Here is a 15,832-nt window from a genome sequence, read left to right on the forward strand (position 1 = left end):
ACTCCGATGCGCTCTCTCCCCCACCTCCTGCTCAGACCCGGCGGGCTGATCGCCGCGGCCCTCCTGCTCGTCGCGCTGACGCCGGTGACGGCCGAGGCGGCGACCGCACCCGGCCCGGGCGTCGGCTGGATCCGGGTCGGTCACCTCTCCCCCAAGGTGCCGCCGGTGGACATCTACTTCGCGCCGTTCGGCCAGGCCGAGAAGGTCGTCATCCGCAAGGCCGGCTACGGCGCGGTCACCCCGTACTCCTCGCTCGACCCCGGCAAGTACACGCTGTCGATGCGGCCCGCCGACGCCGCGTCCAGCACTCCGCCCGCGCTGTCGGCGACGATCGACGTCGCCGAGCGCAGCGCCTACTCCCTGCTGGTCTTCGCGAACGGCCCCGACGGCACGCTCAAGGGCGACCTCATCACCGACGACCTGACCGCGCCGGCCGCCGGGAAGGGCCGGATCCGGCTGGTCGAAGGGTCGGCGGCGATCGCGCCGGTCAGCGTCTCGGGCCCGACGGGCGTGACGATCGCCAAGGACGCGGCCTACGGCCAGACGTCGTCCTATGTGGACGTTCCGGAGGGACGCTGGCCGCTGCAGCTCACCGGCGGCACGGTGCAGTCGACGACCGATGTCAACGTCAAGGCCGGGACGTCGACGACGTTGCTGGTGACCGAGAACTCCGGGGCGCTCAAGGCGACCCCGATCGCCGACGGCGGCTCGCTGCCCGAACCGCCGAAGCTCGGCGTGGAGACCGGGGGCGGCGGCACGGCGCCCTCGTCCGATCTGCCGCTCTGGCCGGCGTTCGCGGCGGCCGGGCTGCTCGCCGCGTTCGTGGTCGGGCGCCGGGTGGCCCGTGCGCGCTGAGCTCGGCGCGCTGCTCGCCGCGGTCCTCATGACCGCGGGCTGCTCGGTGGCCCCGGCGGCCCAGCCGGCGGTGCCACCCCCGTCATCGGTCCCGAGGACGCCGGTGGCGAGCGGGCCGCAGCCGCTGCCCCCGGCCGCCGACGTCCGCCCGGTGCGGCTGCGGATCCCCGCCATCGGCGTGGACGCGCCCGCGCTCGTCCCGCTCGGGCTGGGCGCCGGCCACCAGCTCGAAGCACCCGCGCGGTTCGAAGACGTCGGCTGGTACGCCGCCGGCCCGGTGCCGGGAGACCCCGGGCCGGCGGTGATCGCCGCGCACGTCGACTCCCGGTCCGGGCCAGCTCCGTTCTTCCGGCTGCGCGACCTGCGCGACGGTGACCAAGTGTTCGTCGCGCGGTCCGACGGCCAGGAGTCCCGGTTCGTCGTGGACACCGTGCAGCGCTACCCGAAGAACGCCTTCCCGACCGACGCGGTGTACGGCCCCGCGCCGGGCAGCGCACTGCGGCTCATCACCTGCGGCGGCAGCTTCGACGCGGCGAAACGGTCCTATCGCGACAACATCGTCGTCTACGCCTCGACCCGCTGGGGTTAGAACTCTTTGATCAGGCCCCGCCGCGCCAGCTCGGGCCGGACACCGTCGCCGAACCAGTACGCCTCCTCCAGGTGCGGGTAGCCCGACAGCACGAACTCGCTCACGCCGACGCTGTGGTACTCCTCGATCAGGTCGGCGACCTCGCTGTGGCTGCCCACCAGCGCGGTGCCCGCACCGCCGCGGACCAGGCCGACGCCGGCCCACAGGTTCGGGTGGATCTCCAGCCCGCGGACGCCGCCGCCGGTCCGGCCGCCGTGCAGCGCGACCATCCGCTGCTGCCCGATCGACTCGCTCGCCGCGAGCTGCGCTTGTGCCTTGGCGACCTGTTCCGGGCTCAGCGCGTCCAGGAGCTTCTGCGCCTCCGCCCACGCCTCGGCCGACGTGTCGCGCGAGATCGTGTGCAGCCGGACGCCGAACCGGACGGGCCGGTCGCCCGCCAGCTCCCGGACCTTGCCGATCTTCTCCGCCACCTGTGCGGGCGGCTCGCCCCAGGTCAGGTAGACGTCGGCGTGCCGGGCCGCGACCGGCAGCGCGGCCGGCGACGAGCCGCCGAAGTAGATCGGCGGCACCGGGTCCGGCGCGGCCAGCGTCGTCGCGCCTTCGACGCGCAGGTGCTCGCCTTCGAAGGTGAACGGCTGCCCGGACCAGACGCCGCGGACGATGGTGAGAAACTCGTCGGTGCGCGCGTACCGGGCGTCGTGGTCGTGCCAGTCGCCGAAGCGCCGCTGCTCCACCGCGTCGCCGCCGGTGACGATGTTGAGCAGCACGCGGCCGCCGGACAGCCGCTGGAAGGTGCCGGCCATCTGCGCGGCGAGCGTCGGCGAGATGACGCCGGGGCGGAACGCGACCAGGAACTTCAGCCGGGTCGTCTCGCGGATGAGCGCGGCCGTGGTCAGCCACGCGTCCTCGCACCACGTGCCGGTCGGGGTCAGGACACCTTCGAAGCCCTGCCGCTCGGCGGCGCGGGCGACCTGGGCCAGGTAGTCCAGGTCGGGCTCGCGCTGGGCCGACGGGCCCTGGGACCGGTTGGCGTGGAAGCGTTCCACGATCGTGCGGCCGTCGCCGCTGGTGGGCAGGAACCAGTGCAGCCTGATGGTCATCCGTTGCTCCTCGCCTGATCCAGGTCGGGGGCGAACCGCCGGTCGGCGAACGCGGCGAAGTCCACCTTGCCCGGCAGAGTCTTCTCCTCGGTGAAGGCGTCCGCGAGCTGTTGCTCGGACTGGATGACCGCGTCGTCCAGCGGGATCGGCTGGTCGCGGCCCGCGTCCACGGCCTTCTGGGCCACTTCGAGCTTGAGCCCGGTCTCCTTGGCCCACGCCGCCGCCCACTCCGGGCGGTGCGTGTCGGCCCACTTCTGGGCCTTGACCACCCGGATCACGAGGTCGCGGATCGCCGAGTTCTTGCCGGGATCGGCCAGGGCCGCAGTACTCGCGGTCTCGAACGCCAGTCCGTTGGACGCGCCCCGCCCGTCGGCGAGCACCCGTGCCTTGGCCTCGATCTGGGCCTGCGCCGTGTAGGGGTCCCAGATCGCCCACGCGTCGATCGTGTGCTGGGTGAACGCCGCGTAGGCCTCGGCCGGCTGCAGGAAGCTCACCTTGATGTCCTTTGTGGACAACCCGTTCTTGTGCAACGTGTTCAGCAGCTGGCCGTGCGCGGAACTGCCCTTCGCGACCCCGACCGTCTTGCCCTTGAGCGAAGCGACGTCCGTCAGCGGCGAATCGGGCGGGACGAGGATGGTCTCCCGCTCGACGTTGCTGCGCGCGACGCTGACGACCGCGATCTTGGCCTTCGCCGCGGCCGCGAAGATCGGCGGCGTGTTGCCGACGCGGCCGATGTCGATCGCGCCCGCCGAGGCCGCTTCGAGCAGCGGCGGTCCGGAGGTGAACGTGGACCATTCGATCTTGTACGGCGTGCCGTCGAGCTGGCCCGCCGCGGTGAGCAGCGACTTCACGCCACCCTTCTGGTCGCCGACCTTGAGCGTCACCTTCGCCAGGTCGGCCGCGCTCACCGGACCCGGAACGGCGGCCGGCCCCGGGTTCGAGCTCGTCGCCGAGCCGCACCCGGCGAGCACCACTGCCGCCGCGACGAGCGCGATTCCGTTACGCCACTGCATCTTCGGTCACTCCCAGGTCCGCCAGCACGCGCCGGCGGAGGTCGTCGTGGTCGGCTTCGCGCGGCCGGTGCTCGGCGACGATCCGCCCGCCGTCGAGCACCAGGACCCGGCCGGCGAGCCGCAGGGCCTCGTCGACGTCGTGGGTCACCAGCAGCACGCCGGGCTGGTGGCGCTGCCAGAGGTCCAGGACCAGCCCGTGCATCGCGATCCGCGTGAGCGCGTCGAGCGCGCCGAACGGCTCGTCCAGCAGCAGCAGGTCGGGTTCGCGCACCAGGGCGCGGGCCAGCGAAACGCGCTGAGCTTCACCACCGGAGAGGGTGAGCGGCCAGTCGTCGGCGTGGTCGGTCAGGTGGACCTCGCCGAGGGCCTTCTCGGCCAGCGCGCGGTTGCGGGACTTCGTGACGCCGTCCTGGCGCAGGCCGAGGACGACGTTGCGCCAGACCTTCCGCCACGGCAGCAGCCGGGGCTGCTGGAAGGCGACCGAGACGGTCCCGGTCACGTCCGCGCGGCCGTCCACGTCGTCGTCGAGACCGGCCAGCACGCGCAGGAGCGTCGACTTGCCCGAGCCGCTGCGGCCCAGCAGGGCGACGAACTCGCCGCGTTCGACGGTCAGGTCGAGTCCACTGAGGATGGTCCGCTCACCGAAGCGCTTGGTGAGGTCCCGGACCTCGGCTACCGGGTTCGCCACCGCAGCACCTTCCGTTCGAGCAGCCGGACCAGCGCGTCGGTGACCAGGCCGAGCAGGGCGTACAGGACGAGCCCGACGACCACGACGTCGGTGCGCAGGAACTCCCGCGCGTTGTTGATGAGGTAGCCGACGCCGGCGTCGGCGTTGACCGTCTCGCCGACGATCAGCGCGAGCCAGGCGATGCCGAGCGACTGCCGGAGCCCGACGAGCGCCTGCGGCAGCGCACCGGGGATCACCACGTGCCAAAGCCGTTCCGCCCGGCTGAACCCGAGTGCTCGCGAGGCTTCGACGAGGTTGGGGTCGGCACTGCGGATTCCCGAGTGGACGTTCAGGTAAAGCGGGAAGGCCACCCCGAGGGCGACCAGCACGATCTTGGTCTCCTCGCCGATGCCGAACCACAGGATGAACAGCGGGATCAGGCCGAGGAACGGCAGCGTCCGCAGCATCTGCACGGGCGGGTCGACCAGCACCTCACCCCAACGGGAAAGGCCGGAAACGATGCCCAGCAGCACACCGATGACGGCGCCGATCGCGAACCCCGCGCCGACACGCCCGAGCGACACCGCGAAGGCGTCACCGAGTTCACCGGTGCGCGCGACTTCGATCCCGGCCTGCACCACCGTCCACGGTGAACTGAGCTTGTCGGGCGGCAGGACGCCGGTGGCGCTGGCGATCTGCCAGGCGGCGACGAGCACCACCGGGCTGATCCAACGCCGCAGGTCGGGCCGGCGCACGGTCCGGCGCGGCGGCCCTTCGGCGCGTTTCCGGGCGCGTGGAAGCACGCCCGTGGTGGAAATCGACACGGATTTCTCCCGGGGACGGGGATGTTCGGGCTTGCGTGATCCCGAGCTTCGAGCCCGTACGCGGGGAAGTCAATCCGTGGACGCTCACTCCCAGTCCGTGAACACAGCGGGTTTCACCCCGTGGAACCGGTTGTCCCGGAAGGGGTCAGCCGCCGAACATGACCTTCCATTCGTCGAGCGACCGCGGCCGGTAGACGAAGTTGGTGCGCTTGACGTCCGACAGCGCGGCCGACGGTTCGGCCGAGTACTGGTGCCCGGGGTACACGACGGGGTCGCCGGACAGGCCGGCGAGGGCCTGCAGGCTCCGGTAGATCTCCTCGGCGTCGCCGCCGGGGAAGTCGGTGCGGCCACAGCCTTCGAGGAAGAGCGTGTCGCCGGAGACGAGCTTGTCCCCGACGAGGAAGCACTGGCTGCCGGGCGTGTGGCCGGGGGTGTGCAGCATCCGGATCGGGACGGACCCGACCTCGAGGACGTCGTCGTGGTCGTGCGCGCGCAGGTCGGTGTCCTCGACCCCGGTCACGCGCCGGACCCACTCGCTTTCGGCGCCGTTGACGTGGATCGGCACCGGCTGGAGCGCGAGCAGCTCGGCGATCCCGGGCAGTGAGAAGCCGAGCATCTCCCCGCCGACGTGGTCGGGGTGGTGGTGCGTGGCGAGCACGCCGGTGAGCCGCATGCCATCGGCCTCGAGGACATCGAGCAGGTCCTGCACGGCGTAGGCCGGGTCGACGATCACCGCTTCCTTGGTGTCCCGGTCGCCGATGAGGTAGGCGAAGTTCACCATCTGCGTCGCGACCGGGTCGCCGACGGCGAAGTCCCGCCCGGCGAGCAGCTGCCGGAAGTAGAGCCGATCTGCCATGGCCACACCCTACGGGTCAGCTTTCCGGCGGAGTCAGCACGATCCTTCCGAACACCTCACCGGCCTGCATCTTCCGGTGCGCGAGCACCGCTTGCTCCAGCGGCAGCACCTCGTGCACGACCGAGGTCAGCTCGCCTTTGCCCGCCGCGGTGAACAGCTCCGCCGTCACCGCGCGGCGGTCGGCCTGGGACACGGTGTTCGCGCTGAAGGTCGCGAACGACAGCGACCTCTGGAAGGCCGCGAACAGGTGTTTGCCGAAGTCGCCGGGCGGGTCGCCGGCGACCGCGCCGAGCGCCACCAGGCGCCCGTTCGGGCTCAGCTTGGCGAAGAACGTCGGCAGCTCCGGGCCGGCGATGATGTCGAGGATGACGTCGTAGGTGTCCGCCGTGCCCTCGCCGGCGCGGTCCAGCACGCGGGTCGCGCCGAGCTCGCGCAGGCGTTCGCCGCGCTCGGGCGACGACGTCGTGACCGCGATCGCGCCGGCCCCGGCCTTCGCCGCGAGCTGGACCGCCATGATCCCGATGCCGCCCGCCGCTCCGCGGACCAGCACCGACTCTCCCGGCGCGAAGTGGGCGTGGTGGAGGCCGAAGTGGGCCACGGCGCCAGAGCTGCCGAGCGTCACCGCGTCGACGGCCGACGTCGTCGCCGGGAGCGGGACGAGCGTCTCGGCCGGGGCGACCGCCTGCTCGGCGTAGCCGCCGCCCACACCGGTGAACGCCCACACCCGCTGTCCGGCCCATTTCGGATCGACGCCCGGCCCGGCCGCGGTCACCGTGCCCGCGATCTCACCACCGAGGATGTGCCCGTCCTGGAACCCGTACGCGGCGAGCGCGCCGCTGCGGATCACGGCGTCGACGCCACCCACGCCGATCGCCTCGGTGGCGACCAGCACCTGCCCCTCGCCGGGCTCCGGGACCGGAACGTCGATGACCGCCAGCCCCTCGGGACCGCCGAACGCTTGCACCGCAACTGCTTTCATTCAGCCGACGGTAGTGGACGCCGGCGTCCACTTGGCTAAAGTGAGAGCGTGGCCGATCAGTTGTCTCACCTGTTGCGCTCCGACGCCCGCGACAACCGCGAACGCATCCTCGACGCGGCGCGCGCGGTGTTCGCCGCCGACGGCCTGGACGTGCCGATGCGGGAGATCGCCCGGCGCGCCGGGGTCGGGCCGGCCACCCTGTACCGGCGGTTCCCGACCAAGGAACTGCTGGTCACCGCGGCGTTCACGGATCAGATGCGGGCGTGCTACGCCATCGTCGACGAGGGGCTCGCCGATCCCGATCCGTGGCACGGCTTCGCCCAGGTCATCGAGCGGTTGTGCGAGCTGCACGCCCGCGACCGGGGCTTCACCGCGGCCTTCACCTCGACGTTCCCGCACGCGATCGACTTCACCGCGGACCGCGAACGGGGGCTGAGGTCGATCGCCGAGCTGATCCGCCGCGCCCAGAAGGCCGGCCACGTACGTCCGGACGTCGTCCTGGACGACGTGGTGCTGGTCCTCATGGCCAACAACGGCATCCAGGCGTCATCACCGGCGGCGCGTGTTCTGGCTTCACGGCGCTTCGCCGCGCTCGCCCTGCGAGGGTTGCGAGCCTGACCCTTGGTGCAAAGCGGCGTATGCGCGATCACGCAGGACGTTCGCTTCGCGGTCCGACAGGGTCGCGTCCAGCGGGCGCAGTGTTATCCGAACCAGGAGGTTCTTCTGGTCCTCGGTGGCGCCGAGCCGGTCCAGCGCCTGGGGCGGCAGCTGCGCGCACGGCGTCTCCTGGCGGATTTCGACGCGCTCGACGACGTCCGCGTCGTCGCCGAGGGCGGTGCGGACGCGGTCGCCGAGGTCCTCGGCGCGGTCGTCGTGCGCCACGGCGATGGAGAGGTCGCGGCGCACCGGCGGCAGGACCGAGACCGGACGGTACGGCGCGAGGTCGGCGAGCTGCCCGGCGACGGCCGGGTCCGGTGACCGCAGGAGGCGGATGTCCGGGATGTTCTTGAGCAGCATCAGCATCCGGTCGAGGCCCACACCGAGGGCCAGCCCGGACCAGCCGTCCCCGAGTCCGGCGCGGGCGAGGACGGCCGGGTGCGCGAGGCCGCATTCGGCGATCTCGACCCACTGGCCGCGGTGATCGACGTCGAGCTGGGCACCATCCACCGTGTACGGATGACGACGGGGTTCGAGCCGCCACCGGCGCCCCGGCAGCAGGTTTTCGACAACGGCGGCCACGAGCTGTTCGAGGTCGCTCTCTTGGGTTCGGGTGATCCGCCAGAGGTCGAGCTGGTGCGGGGTGCCGGTGTGCAGCCGGTCGATGCTGTCGCGGCGGTAGACGATGCCCGAGCAGACGAGCAGGACGTCATCGGCGGGACGGGCTTTGAGCGCCCGGAGCGCGGCGGGGACCATGGCGCTGGAGTGGCTGCGCAGCACGTGATCCGCGTCGACGTAGCGGGTGTAGCGCGCGTCGCGAGTGACGTCGGCGGGGTCGTAGCCGAGGTTGTCGTAGTTGTCGGCGACGGTGACGACCCGATCCCCCGGCCACCACCGGACCTCGGTGCGCGGTCCTTTGGCGGCGGCAACGGCCCGCTCGACGACGAGCTGAATGGCGTGCGGCCCACTGGCGGGATCCGTGAGATCGCGGACGGCGAGATCTCGGGTGAGTTGCGTGGGGGTGAGAAGTTCGGGCATGGCAGGACCTCCTGGGTGACGGGATGGGGGCACTTGCTCCCCCTGGCCCGGACTCCAGGCGAGGTTCACTACGGCGCTCTTCGGTCATCAACGGCGGCGACCGCCGCTGTGATGAGCCCGAACCGCGCTCAGGCGAGCGCGGACGTGGCACCGAAACCCCGCTGGCACCGGTGAAGGGCCAGGGGGCCGGTAAATCGGCGGTACTCCGCAACGACGGCCACAACGCCAGATTAGCGGGGCCTGTCACGCGAATTTCCCGCCGACGGCCGCGGCGAGCCCGGTGGCCGGTCGCGGCCGGTCTGCAGCCGACCGTGCGGCGGCCGCCCGGCCCGGCAATGCCGACGATCAAGCTGCCGCCCGCTGCGCACGACGCCGCGACCGCTCGCCGCCCGAACACCAGGCCGCCGCATCACCGCAAACGCCACCGCATCCCGGCCGCAGCCTCCCCCGCTACATCACCCGGTCACCACCCCCGCCACGGAACCGACCGCGCCAACCCCGTCACTCTCCTTCACTCACCCACCTCCCCATCAGCCAGCTCCCGCAGCAGATCCAGATGCCCCACATGCCGCGCCGTCTCCTGGACCACGTGCGCCACCACCCACCGCACCGTGAACTCCGACCGCCGCCGGGTGCGATCGTCCGGGCCCACCCGGCGCAACGACTTCTCCGATCGCGCCCACTCGGCCTTGTACGCCGCCACCACGGAAGCCGGCGTATCTTCCGGCGTCAGGTCCCAGCTCGGGTCCGGCGACCCCGCCCAGAGCGAAGGCAGGTCCGCTCCCCCGGCCTCGATCGACAGCCACCAGCGCTCCACCGCCGTCAGGTGCTTCACCACCCCCAGCGCGCTCAGCCGCGGCGATGTCGAGAACGGGGTCGCCGCCGCCAACTCCACCGGCAGGCCCGCCAGCTTGTTCACCGCCGTCGCCCGGAGGAACTGCAGGAAGTCCAGCTGAAGGCGCAGCTCGTCCCAGGCCAGCCGGGCCGGCCACGACCGCTGCGTCTTCGAACTCGTGTTCGACATGACCGGAACGTACCCCACCGGTCCGACAAAATAGAGTGATCAGCATGTGGTGGGGACTCCTCTGCGCCCTGGGCGCCGCAATCGCGTACGGCGTGGCATCGGTGATGCAGTCGGTCGCCGCCCAGGCGACCGAAGACTCCGGGGCCGGCGGGGTCGACCCGAAGCTGCTCGTCCGCGTCCTCGGCCAGTGGAAGTTCGTGGTCGGCCTCTCTCTCGACGTCCTCGGGTTCGTCGCGCAGATCGCCGCCCTGCACGTCCTCCCGCTGTTCGTCGTGCAGGCCGCGCTCGCCGCGAGCCTCGCCGTCACCGCCGTCGCCGCCCGGTTCCTCGGTGTCCACCTCGGCAAACGGGAGTGGGCGGCCGTGGCCGTCGTGTGCGCCGGGCTCGGGCTGCTGGGCACGGCCGCCGAAGGCGAGGGCTCCGACCCGGTCGGGCTCGGCTTCCGGCTCGGGCTGATCGGCGCGGTCGTCGTGCTGGCCGGCGCCGGGATCGCCGCGGGCAAGGCGAGCCGCCGCGTGCGGACGCCCGCGCTGGGGCTCGTCGCGGGGCTGAGCTTCGGCGTCGTCGCCATCGCCGGCCGGATCATCCCCAGCCTCGCCCCGCTGGACCTGCTCACCGACCCGGCCACCTACACCGTCGCGGTCGCGGGCGGGATGGCGATGCTGTTCTACGCGACGGCGTTGCAACGCGGGAGCGTCACCACCTCGACCGCGATGATGGTGCTCGGCGAGACCGTGTTCCCGTCGCTGGTCGGCGTGTTCGTCCTCGGCGACCGCACCCGCCCCGGCTTCGCGGTCGTCGCCGTCGCCGGGTTCGTCCTCGCCGTGGCCGCCGCACTCGCGCTGGCCCGCTTCGGAGAGCCGGCGACCGAAGGAAATGAGACGAAGCCGACCGTGTTCCCGTAACTTGTTTACTTAGACTAGCCTTACCTATCCACGACAGGGACAGGGAGGCGCGGGTGAGCACGACCGGACGGGAAGTCCTCCGCCGTTCGATCTCCGGGCAACGACGATCGGTGACCCTCGCGGCACTGCTGACGTCGTGCCACCAGGGCGGCGAAGCGCTGGTGCCGGTGGTGATCGGTGTGGTGATCGACCAGGCCGTCGCAGGTGGTTCGGTGGGCACGCTGCTCTTCTGGCTGGCGGTGCTGGCGGTGCTGTTCGCCGCGCTGTCGACCAGTTATCGCCTCGGCGCCCGGTTCGGTGAGCGCGCCGCCGAACGCGCCGCCCACGAACTGCGCCTCGACATCGGACGCCGCGTGCTGCACCCCGGCGGTGGTGCCGAAGCCGGCAACCTCGCGGGCGAGCTCGTCAGCATCGGGACGTCGGACGCGAAGCGGGTCGGCCAGGTCAACGGCTTCCTGCCGTTCGGCGTCGCCGGGCTGGCCGGGCTGCTGGTCAGCGCCGTCGTGCTGCTGACCATGAGCGTCCCGCTCGGCCTGCTGGTGCTGCTCGGCACGCCGCCGATGCTGTACCTGGCGCACGTGATCGGCAAGCCCCTCGAACGCCGCAGCGAGGCCGAACAGGAGCGGTCCGCGTTCGCCTCCGGCATCGCCACCGACCTCGTCGCCGGGCTGCGCGTGCTCAAGGGCGTCGGCGCCGAGAAGGCCGCCGTCGACCGCTACCGCCGCACCAGCCAGGACTCGCTGCGAGCCACCTTGCGCGCGGCCCGCGCCCAGGCCTGGCACAACGGCGCACTGCTCGCACTGACCGGCATCTTCATCGCCGTCGTCGCGCTCGTCGGCGGGAACCTCGCGGCGGCGGGCGACATCAGCGTCGGCGACCTCGTCGCCGCGGTCGGGCTCGCGCAGTACCTGATCACCCCGTTCTCGATCTTCTCCTGGGTCAACGGCGAGCTCGCGCAGGGCCGCGCGTCGGCCGGGCGCATCGCCGACGTGCTGAACGCGCCGCACGCCGTCGACGCCGGTGAGGCCACGCTGCCGGCCCCCGCCGCCGGGCACGTGCGGCTCTCCGCGCTCAGCCGCGGCGCCCTGCGCGACGTCGACTTCGAGGCCCGCCCGGGCGAACTGCTCGGCGTCGTCGCCACCGATCCGGCCGCCGCGACCGACCTGCTGGACTGCCTCGGCCGCGCCGCCGACCCGGCGACCGGCTCGGTGTCGGTCGACGCGGTCGACCTGTCCACTGTGGACCCGAGCCGGGTCCGCGAGGTGGTGCTGGTGGCCGCGCACGACGCGGACCTGTTCGCCGGGACCGTCGCCGAGAACTTCGGAACCGGGCCCCGCACCGAAGAAGCGATGTCCGCGGCCGCCGTCGACGAGGTGGCCAGCGCGCTGCCCGACGGCGTCGCGACCGAAGTCACCGAACGCGGGCGGTCGCTGTCGGGCGGGCAGCGCCAGCGGGTCGCGCTCGCCCGCGCGCTCGCCGTCGACGCGCCGGTGCTCGTGCTGCACGACCCGACGACCGCGGTCGACACCGTCACCGAGGCCCGGATCGCCGCGGGCCTGGCCGAGCTGCGGCGCGGCCGCACGACCATCCTCGTGACCACCAGCCCGGCGTTGCTCGCCGCGACCGACCGCGTCGTCCTCCTCGACGACGGGCGGATCGCGGGCGAAGGCAGCCACGCCGACCTGGCCGGTCGCGCCGACTACCGGGCGGCGGTGCTGTCATGACCCGTGAACTCCTCCCCGTGGCCGACGGCCACCGGATCCGCGCCGTCATCGGCGAGCTCGTCGGCCGGTCGAAGGGCCGGGCCGCCGCCGCGTTCACGATGCTGGTCGCGGCCACCGCGATCGGGCTGCTCACCGCGCCGCTGCTCGGCCGGGTCGTCGACCTCGTCGCGACGCGGCGGCCGGCGGCCGACCTGGTCACGCCGGTCGTCGAGCTGGTCCTCGTCGCGGTGGGCCAGGCCATCGCGACCGCCATCGGCGTGTCGCTGGTGGCGCGGCTGGGCGAGACGATCCTGGCCGAGCTGCGTGAACGCTTCGTCGAACGGGCGCTCGGCCTGCCGCTCGAACAGCTCGAGCGCGCCGGGTCCGGCGACCTCACCACCCGCGTGACGAACGACGTCTCGGTCGTCGCGGAAGCCGTCCGGCAGGCCCTTCCCGAACTGGGCCGCTCGGTGCTGACCGTCGTGCTGACGCTGGGCGCGCTGGCCGTGCTGGACTGGCGGTTCCTGCTGGCCGCGCTGGTCGCCGTGCCGATCCAGCTGTGGACCGTGCGCTGGTACGTGCCGCGCGCGAAGCCGCTGTACGCGAGCCAGCGCGAGGCCGTCGGCGCGCAACAGCAGCAGCTGCTGGACACCATCGGCGGCGCGAAGACCGTCCGCGCGTTCCGGCTGGCGGACACGCACCTGGACCGGGTGCGGCAGCGGTCGGACACGGCCGTCGACCTGGCGCTGCGCGGAATCCGGCTGGTGACGCGGTTCTACGCGCGGCTCAACCTGGCGGAGTTCGTCGGGCTTTCCGCCGTGCTCGCCGTGGGGTTCCTGCTGGTCGGGGCGAACGCGGTGACGGTCGGTGTGGCGACGGCCGCGGCGCTGTACTTCCACAGCCTGTTCGGGCCGATCACGACGGCGCTGGCCCTGGTCGACGACGCGCAGGCGGCCGCGGCCAGCCTCGCGCGGCTGATCGGCGTCGCCGACCTGCCCGCCGAGGCGTCGCCCGCGCAGCCGGCCCGGCCGGTGGACGCGTCGGTGAAGACGGCGGCGGCCGGTTACTCCTATGTGGACGGTCACCCGGTGCTGCGCGACGTCGACCTCGGCGTCGCCCCCGGCGAGCGGGTGGCGCTGGTCGGGGCGAGCGGAGCCGGGAAGACGACGCTGGCCAAGCTGATCGCCGGGATCCACCGGCCGTCCTCGGGTTCGGTGACGCTCGGCGGCGTGCCGTTGGAGGAGCTCGGTCCGGAGGCCACGCGCCGGACCGTCGCGCTGATCAGCCAGGAGGTCCACGTCTTCGCGGGGACACTGGCCGACGACCTCCGCCTCGCGCGCCCGTCGGCGTCCGACGCGGACCTGCGGGCGGCGCTGGCGAAGGTGGGCGCACTGTCCTGGGTGGACAGTCTGCCCGACGGCCTGGCGACGGTGGTCGGCGAAGGCGGCCACCAGCTGACGGTGACGCAGGCGCAGCAGCTCGCCCTGGTCCGGCTGGTACTGGCCGACCCGCCGATCGCGATCCTCGACGAAGCCACGGCGGAGGCCGGCAGCGCGGGTTCACGGGTCCTGGAGTCGGCGGCCGCGGCGGCGCTGGAAGGCCGGACGGCGCTGGTGGTCGCCCACCGCCTGACCCAGGCGGCGGCGTCCGACCGGATCGTGGTCCTCGACGCGGGCGCCGTGGTGGAGTCCGGCACCCACGACGAGCTGGTGGCCGCGGGCGGTCAGTACGCGAAGCTCTGGGCGGCCTGGTCGTACCAGCGAGCCTGAGAGCCAAAGCGAACATGCGAAAAGCGCCGGGAGCGAGCGAGCTCCCGGCGCTTTCCTCGGAGAAGGGTCAGCTGTCCATGGCGTCGGCCAGGGACTTCGGGCGCATGTCCGTCCAGTTCGCTTCCACGTGGTCCAGGCACTCCTGGCGGCCCGACGGGCCGAAGGCGACCGTCCAGCCGGCCGGGACCTCCACGAACTCCGGCCACAGGCTGTGCTGGTTCTCCGCGTTGACCAGCACCAGGTAGGTACCGGACGGGTCTTCGAACGGGTTGGTCATGCCAGGCCTCCTCAGGCGGTGATGTCCGTGCGGGCGCCCTTGACGACCTCGGTCAGCTTCTGGATGACCGGGGCCGCGAGCACCGGGTTGAACCGGGGTTCGGTCGACCAGTCGGCGAGCTGGTTCGCCTTCACCGCGGGCAGTTGCGCCCAGGTCGGGATCGCGGCCAGCTGCGGACGCGAAAGCGCGTACGTGCGACTGTCGGTGAGGATCAGGTCGGCCGGGTACTTGCCGGCCTGCTCCCAGCTGAGCGTCTCGAAGTAGTCGTCGGTGCCGCCACCGTTGACGATCTCCAGGCCCAGGTCGCGGTAGTACGCCAGGTCGGCGAAGAACTCCGGCTTGCAGACGTAGAGGTTGTCCTTGTCGCTGGACACCACGAGGACCTTGAGGCCCGGCTTGGCCTTGATCGCCGCCTTCAGGTCGTCGGACGCCTTCTGGAAGTCGTCCTTGCCCTTCTTGATGACGTCGGAGTTCGCGTCGCCGCCGAGGGCCACGGCGAGCTGCTCGTAGCGCTCGATCACCTTCGGCAGCGTGACCTTGTACTCCGAGAGCGCGACGATCGGCGCGATCGGCTGCACCTTGGGGCCGAGGTCGTCCTTGAGCACCCACAGGTCGGTCGGCTTGGCGCCGGTGAGGCCGGTGATCACCAGGTCCGGCTTGGTCGCGGCGAACTTCTCCATGCTGAAGTCGTCCCACGCGTTGCCGATCGAGGTGACGGCGTTCAGGTCGATGTTGCCGGCCTGGATCTCCTTGCCGCCGTCGGCCGTCTTCTGCGGGCCGAACACGCCGACCGGGCGGACGCCGTAGTCCCACAGCGCGGCGGCGGAGCTGACGTAGGCCACGACGCGGGCGGGACGCTGGTCGCGGGAGATCTTCTGACCGCGGTCGTCGGTGAACTCCCACGGCCCGGAGGCGGCGGCCGCCGGCTTGTCGTCGCTGCTGCCACAGGCGGTGAGCGCCGCAGCCGCGGCGAGACCGCCGGTCCCGATCAGGAAACCACGCCGGCTGAGCCCGGCACCGCCTTGAAACACGGACATGAGAACCTCTCGCCAAGCCTTTAGGATAGGCACACCTTATTTAGGTGAGGCTGCTGAAAGCAACCGCCGCGACCTACCTGTGTCCACGCCCACCTGAGTCAATTCCGACCGGACAATTGGGCTTCCGCGCCAGGAACCGGCTCGGCGAGGTCGTGGCCCAGGTGGACCTGGCGGTTGTCGGCGTCGACGTGCACCACGCGCGGGCGGTGCCCGGCCCGTTCGGCCTCCTCCACCTGGGCGTACGTGATGATGATGACCAGGTCGCCGGGGTGCACCAGGTGCGCGGCCGCGCCGTTGATGCCGATCACGCCGGTGCCGGGCTCGCCGGTGATCGCGTAGGTCTCCAGCCGGGCGCCGTTGGTGATGTCGACGATCTGGACCTGCTCGCCTTCGACGATGTCCGCGGCGGCCATCAGGTCGGCGTCGATGGTCAGGGACCCGACGTAGTGCAGGTCGGCCTGGGTCACCGTGGCGCGGTGGATCTTGGCGTTCATCAGGGTGCGCTGCATCAGTTTCCTTGCGTCTCGGTCGATGGCTTT

At 72.2% G+C, this 15,832-nt stretch carries 17 protein-coding genes; 6 read left to right on the forward strand and 11 right to left on the reverse strand.

Annotation, left to right across the window (positions count from 1 at the left end; genetic code table 11):
- Positions 1-6: 6 nt before the first annotated feature.
- Positions 7-855, forward strand: coding sequence for a DUF4397 domain-containing protein (locus AB0C38_RS43350; protein WP_360685242.1), 849 nt, complete (start codon positions 7-9; stop codon positions 853-855).
- The gene (locus tag AB0C38_RS43355) at positions 845-1,444 is read left to right on the forward strand and encodes a class F sortase (protein ID WP_360685245.1); all 600 of its coding nucleotides are present in this window, start codon (positions 845-847) and stop codon (positions 1,442-1,444) included. The genes AB0C38_RS43350 and AB0C38_RS43355 overlap by 11 nt, the downstream gene beginning before the upstream one ends.
- On the opposite strand, the gene AB0C38_RS43360 is transcribed toward AB0C38_RS43355, so the two are convergent.
- The 6 genes from AB0C38_RS43360 to AB0C38_RS43385 form a co-directional block, all read right to left on the reverse strand.
- Positions 1,441-2,544 carry an LLM class flavin-dependent oxidoreductase gene (locus tag AB0C38_RS43360; RefSeq protein WP_360685248.1) on the reverse strand — a complete coding sequence of 368 codons (1,104 nt, stop codon included), beginning with the start codon at positions 2,542-2,544 and terminating at the stop codon, positions 1,441-1,443. The two genes, AB0C38_RS43355 and AB0C38_RS43360, sit on opposite strands and share 4 nt — an antisense overlap.
- Positions 2,541-3,557, reverse strand: coding sequence for an ABC transporter substrate-binding protein (locus AB0C38_RS43365; RefSeq protein WP_360685250.1), 1,017 nt, complete (start codon positions 3,555-3,557; stop codon positions 2,541-2,543). The genes AB0C38_RS43360 and AB0C38_RS43365 overlap by 4 nt, the downstream gene beginning before the upstream one ends.
- The gene (locus AB0C38_RS43370; RefSeq protein WP_360685253.1) at positions 3,544-4,245 is read right to left on the reverse strand and encodes an ABC transporter ATP-binding protein; all 702 of its coding nucleotides are present in this window, start codon (positions 4,243-4,245) and stop codon (positions 3,544-3,546) included. The genes AB0C38_RS43365 and AB0C38_RS43370 overlap by 14 nt, the downstream gene beginning before the upstream one ends.
- Positions 4,230-5,048 carry an ABC transporter permease gene (locus AB0C38_RS43375; protein ID WP_360685255.1) on the reverse strand — a complete coding sequence of 273 codons (819 nt, stop codon included), beginning with the start codon at positions 5,046-5,048 and terminating at the stop codon, positions 4,230-4,232. The genes AB0C38_RS43370 and AB0C38_RS43375 overlap by 16 nt, the downstream gene beginning before the upstream one ends.
- Positions 5,049-5,193: 145 nt before the next feature.
- Entirely contained in the window at positions 5,194-5,904 is a 711-nt protein-coding gene (locus AB0C38_RS43380; RefSeq protein WP_360685258.1) for an MBL fold metallo-hydrolase, read from the reverse strand.
- Between the two features lie 16 nt (positions 5,905-5,920).
- Complete coding sequence (locus AB0C38_RS43385; RefSeq protein WP_360685261.1) at positions 5,921-6,883, reverse strand: zinc-binding dehydrogenase; 963 nt, start codon at positions 6,881-6,883, stop codon at positions 5,921-5,923.
- Positions 6,884-6,931: 48 nt separating this feature from the next.
- Here AB0C38_RS43385 and AB0C38_RS43390 point away from each other — a divergent pair, with 48 nt between their 5' ends.
- The gene (locus AB0C38_RS43390) at positions 6,932-7,501 is read left to right on the forward strand and encodes a helix-turn-helix domain-containing protein (RefSeq protein ID WP_360685264.1); all 570 of its coding nucleotides are present in this window, start codon (positions 6,932-6,934) and stop codon (positions 7,499-7,501) included.
- On the opposite strand, the gene AB0C38_RS43395 is transcribed toward AB0C38_RS43390, so the two are convergent.
- Both AB0C38_RS43395 and AB0C38_RS43400 read right to left on the reverse strand, forming a co-directional pair.
- Positions 7,457-8,578, reverse strand: coding sequence for a hypothetical protein (locus AB0C38_RS43395; RefSeq protein WP_360685267.1), 1,122 nt, complete (start codon positions 8,576-8,578; stop codon positions 7,457-7,459). The two genes, AB0C38_RS43390 and AB0C38_RS43395, sit on opposite strands and share 45 nt — an antisense overlap.
- Before the next feature lie 511 nt (positions 8,579-9,089).
- A complete protein-coding gene (locus tag AB0C38_RS43400) occupies positions 9,090-9,602 on the reverse strand; it encodes a DinB family protein (RefSeq protein WP_360685270.1) in 513 nt (170 codons plus the stop codon).
- A 44-nt stretch (positions 9,603-9,646) separates the two neighbouring features.
- On the opposite strand from AB0C38_RS43400, the gene AB0C38_RS43405 reads away from it, so the two are divergent.
- Genes AB0C38_RS43405 through AB0C38_RS43415 form a run of 3 tightly spaced genes read left to right on the forward strand, consistent with a single transcriptional unit; the run spans position 9,647 to position 13,979 of the window.
- On the forward strand, positions 9,647-10,507 hold the full coding sequence (locus tag AB0C38_RS43405) for a DMT family transporter (RefSeq protein ID WP_360685273.1): 861 nt from the start codon (positions 9,647-9,649) through the stop codon (positions 10,505-10,507).
- 53 nt (positions 10,508-10,560) lie between these two features.
- Positions 10,561-12,231 (forward strand): ABC transporter ATP-binding protein, encoded by a 1,671-nt coding sequence (locus tag AB0C38_RS43410; protein ID WP_360685276.1) that lies wholly within the window; start codon positions 10,561-10,563, stop codon positions 12,229-12,231.
- Complete coding sequence (locus AB0C38_RS43415) at positions 12,228-13,979, forward strand: ABC transporter ATP-binding protein (RefSeq protein ID WP_360685279.1); 1,752 nt, start codon at positions 12,228-12,230, stop codon at positions 13,977-13,979. The genes AB0C38_RS43410 and AB0C38_RS43415 overlap by 4 nt, the downstream gene beginning before the upstream one ends.
- Before the next feature lie 67 nt (positions 13,980-14,046).
- Here AB0C38_RS43415 and AB0C38_RS43420 read toward each other — a convergent pair whose 3' ends face one another.
- The 3 genes from AB0C38_RS43420 to panD all read right to left on the reverse strand — a co-directional run bounded on the left by AB0C38_RS43420 (position 14,047) and on the right by panD (position 15,802).
- Positions 14,047-14,256 carry an MbtH family protein gene (locus tag AB0C38_RS43420; protein ID WP_360685282.1) on the reverse strand — a complete coding sequence of 70 codons (210 nt, stop codon included), beginning with the start codon at positions 14,254-14,256 and terminating at the stop codon, positions 14,047-14,049.
- 11 nt (positions 14,257-14,267) lie between these two features.
- On the reverse strand, positions 14,268-15,293 hold the full coding sequence (locus AB0C38_RS43425; RefSeq protein WP_360685285.1) for an ABC transporter substrate-binding protein: 1,026 nt from the start codon (positions 15,291-15,293) through the stop codon (positions 14,268-14,270).
- Positions 15,294-15,391: 98 nt separating this feature from the next.
- On the reverse strand, positions 15,392-15,802 hold the full coding sequence (panD, locus tag AB0C38_RS43430; RefSeq protein ID WP_360685288.1) for an aspartate 1-decarboxylase: 411 nt from the start codon (positions 15,800-15,802) through the stop codon (positions 15,392-15,394).
- Positions 15,803-15,832 lie beyond the last annotated feature (30 nt).

The sequence above is a fragment of the Amycolatopsis sp. NPDC048633 genome (assembly GCF_040650695.1).
Classification (GTDB): domain Bacteria; phylum Actinomycetota; class Actinomycetes; order Mycobacteriales; family Pseudonocardiaceae; genus Amycolatopsis.

Excerpts from the sequence above, each read along its gene's own strand:
- AB0C38_RS43405 (WP_360685273.1), top strand. The coding sequence starts at position 9,647 with ATGTGGTGGGGACTCCTCTGCGCCCTGGGCGCCGCAATCGCGTACGGC.
- AB0C38_RS43395 (WP_360685267.1), bottom strand. The coding sequence starts at position 8,578 with ATGCCCGAACTTCTCACCCCCACGCAACTCACCCGAGATCTCGCCGTC.
- AB0C38_RS43425 (WP_360685285.1), bottom strand. The coding sequence starts at position 15,293 with ATGTCCGTGTTTCAAGGCGGTGCCGGGCTCAGCCGGCGTGGTTTCCTG.
- AB0C38_RS43415 (WP_360685279.1), top strand. The coding sequence starts at position 12,228 with ATGACCCGTGAACTCCTCCCCGTGGCCGACGGCCACCGGATCCGCGCC.
- AB0C38_RS43420 (WP_360685282.1), bottom strand. The coding sequence starts at position 14,256 with ATGACCAACCCGTTCGAAGACCCGTCCGGTACCTACCTGGTGCTGGTC.
- AB0C38_RS43385 (WP_360685261.1), bottom strand. The coding sequence starts at position 6,883 with ATGAAAGCAGTTGCGGTGCAAGCGTTCGGCGGTCCCGAGGGGCTGGCG.
- AB0C38_RS43360 (WP_360685248.1), bottom strand. The coding sequence starts at position 2,544 with ATGACCATCAGGCTGCACTGGTTCCTGCCCACCAGCGGCGACGGCCGC.
- panD (WP_360685288.1), bottom strand. The coding sequence starts at position 15,802 with ATGCAGCGCACCCTGATGAACGCCAAGATCCACCGCGCCACGGTGACC.
- AB0C38_RS43350 (WP_360685242.1), top strand. The coding sequence starts at position 7 with ATGCGCTCTCTCCCCCACCTCCTGCTCAGACCCGGCGGGCTGATCGCC.
- AB0C38_RS43365 (WP_360685250.1), bottom strand. The coding sequence starts at position 3,557 with ATGCAGTGGCGTAACGGAATCGCGCTCGTCGCGGCGGCAGTGGTGCTC.
- AB0C38_RS43380 (WP_360685258.1), bottom strand. The coding sequence starts at position 5,904 with ATGGCAGATCGGCTCTACTTCCGGCAGCTGCTCGCCGGGCGGGACTTC.
- AB0C38_RS43400 (WP_360685270.1), bottom strand. The coding sequence starts at position 9,602 with ATGTCGAACACGAGTTCGAAGACGCAGCGGTCGTGGCCGGCCCGGCTG.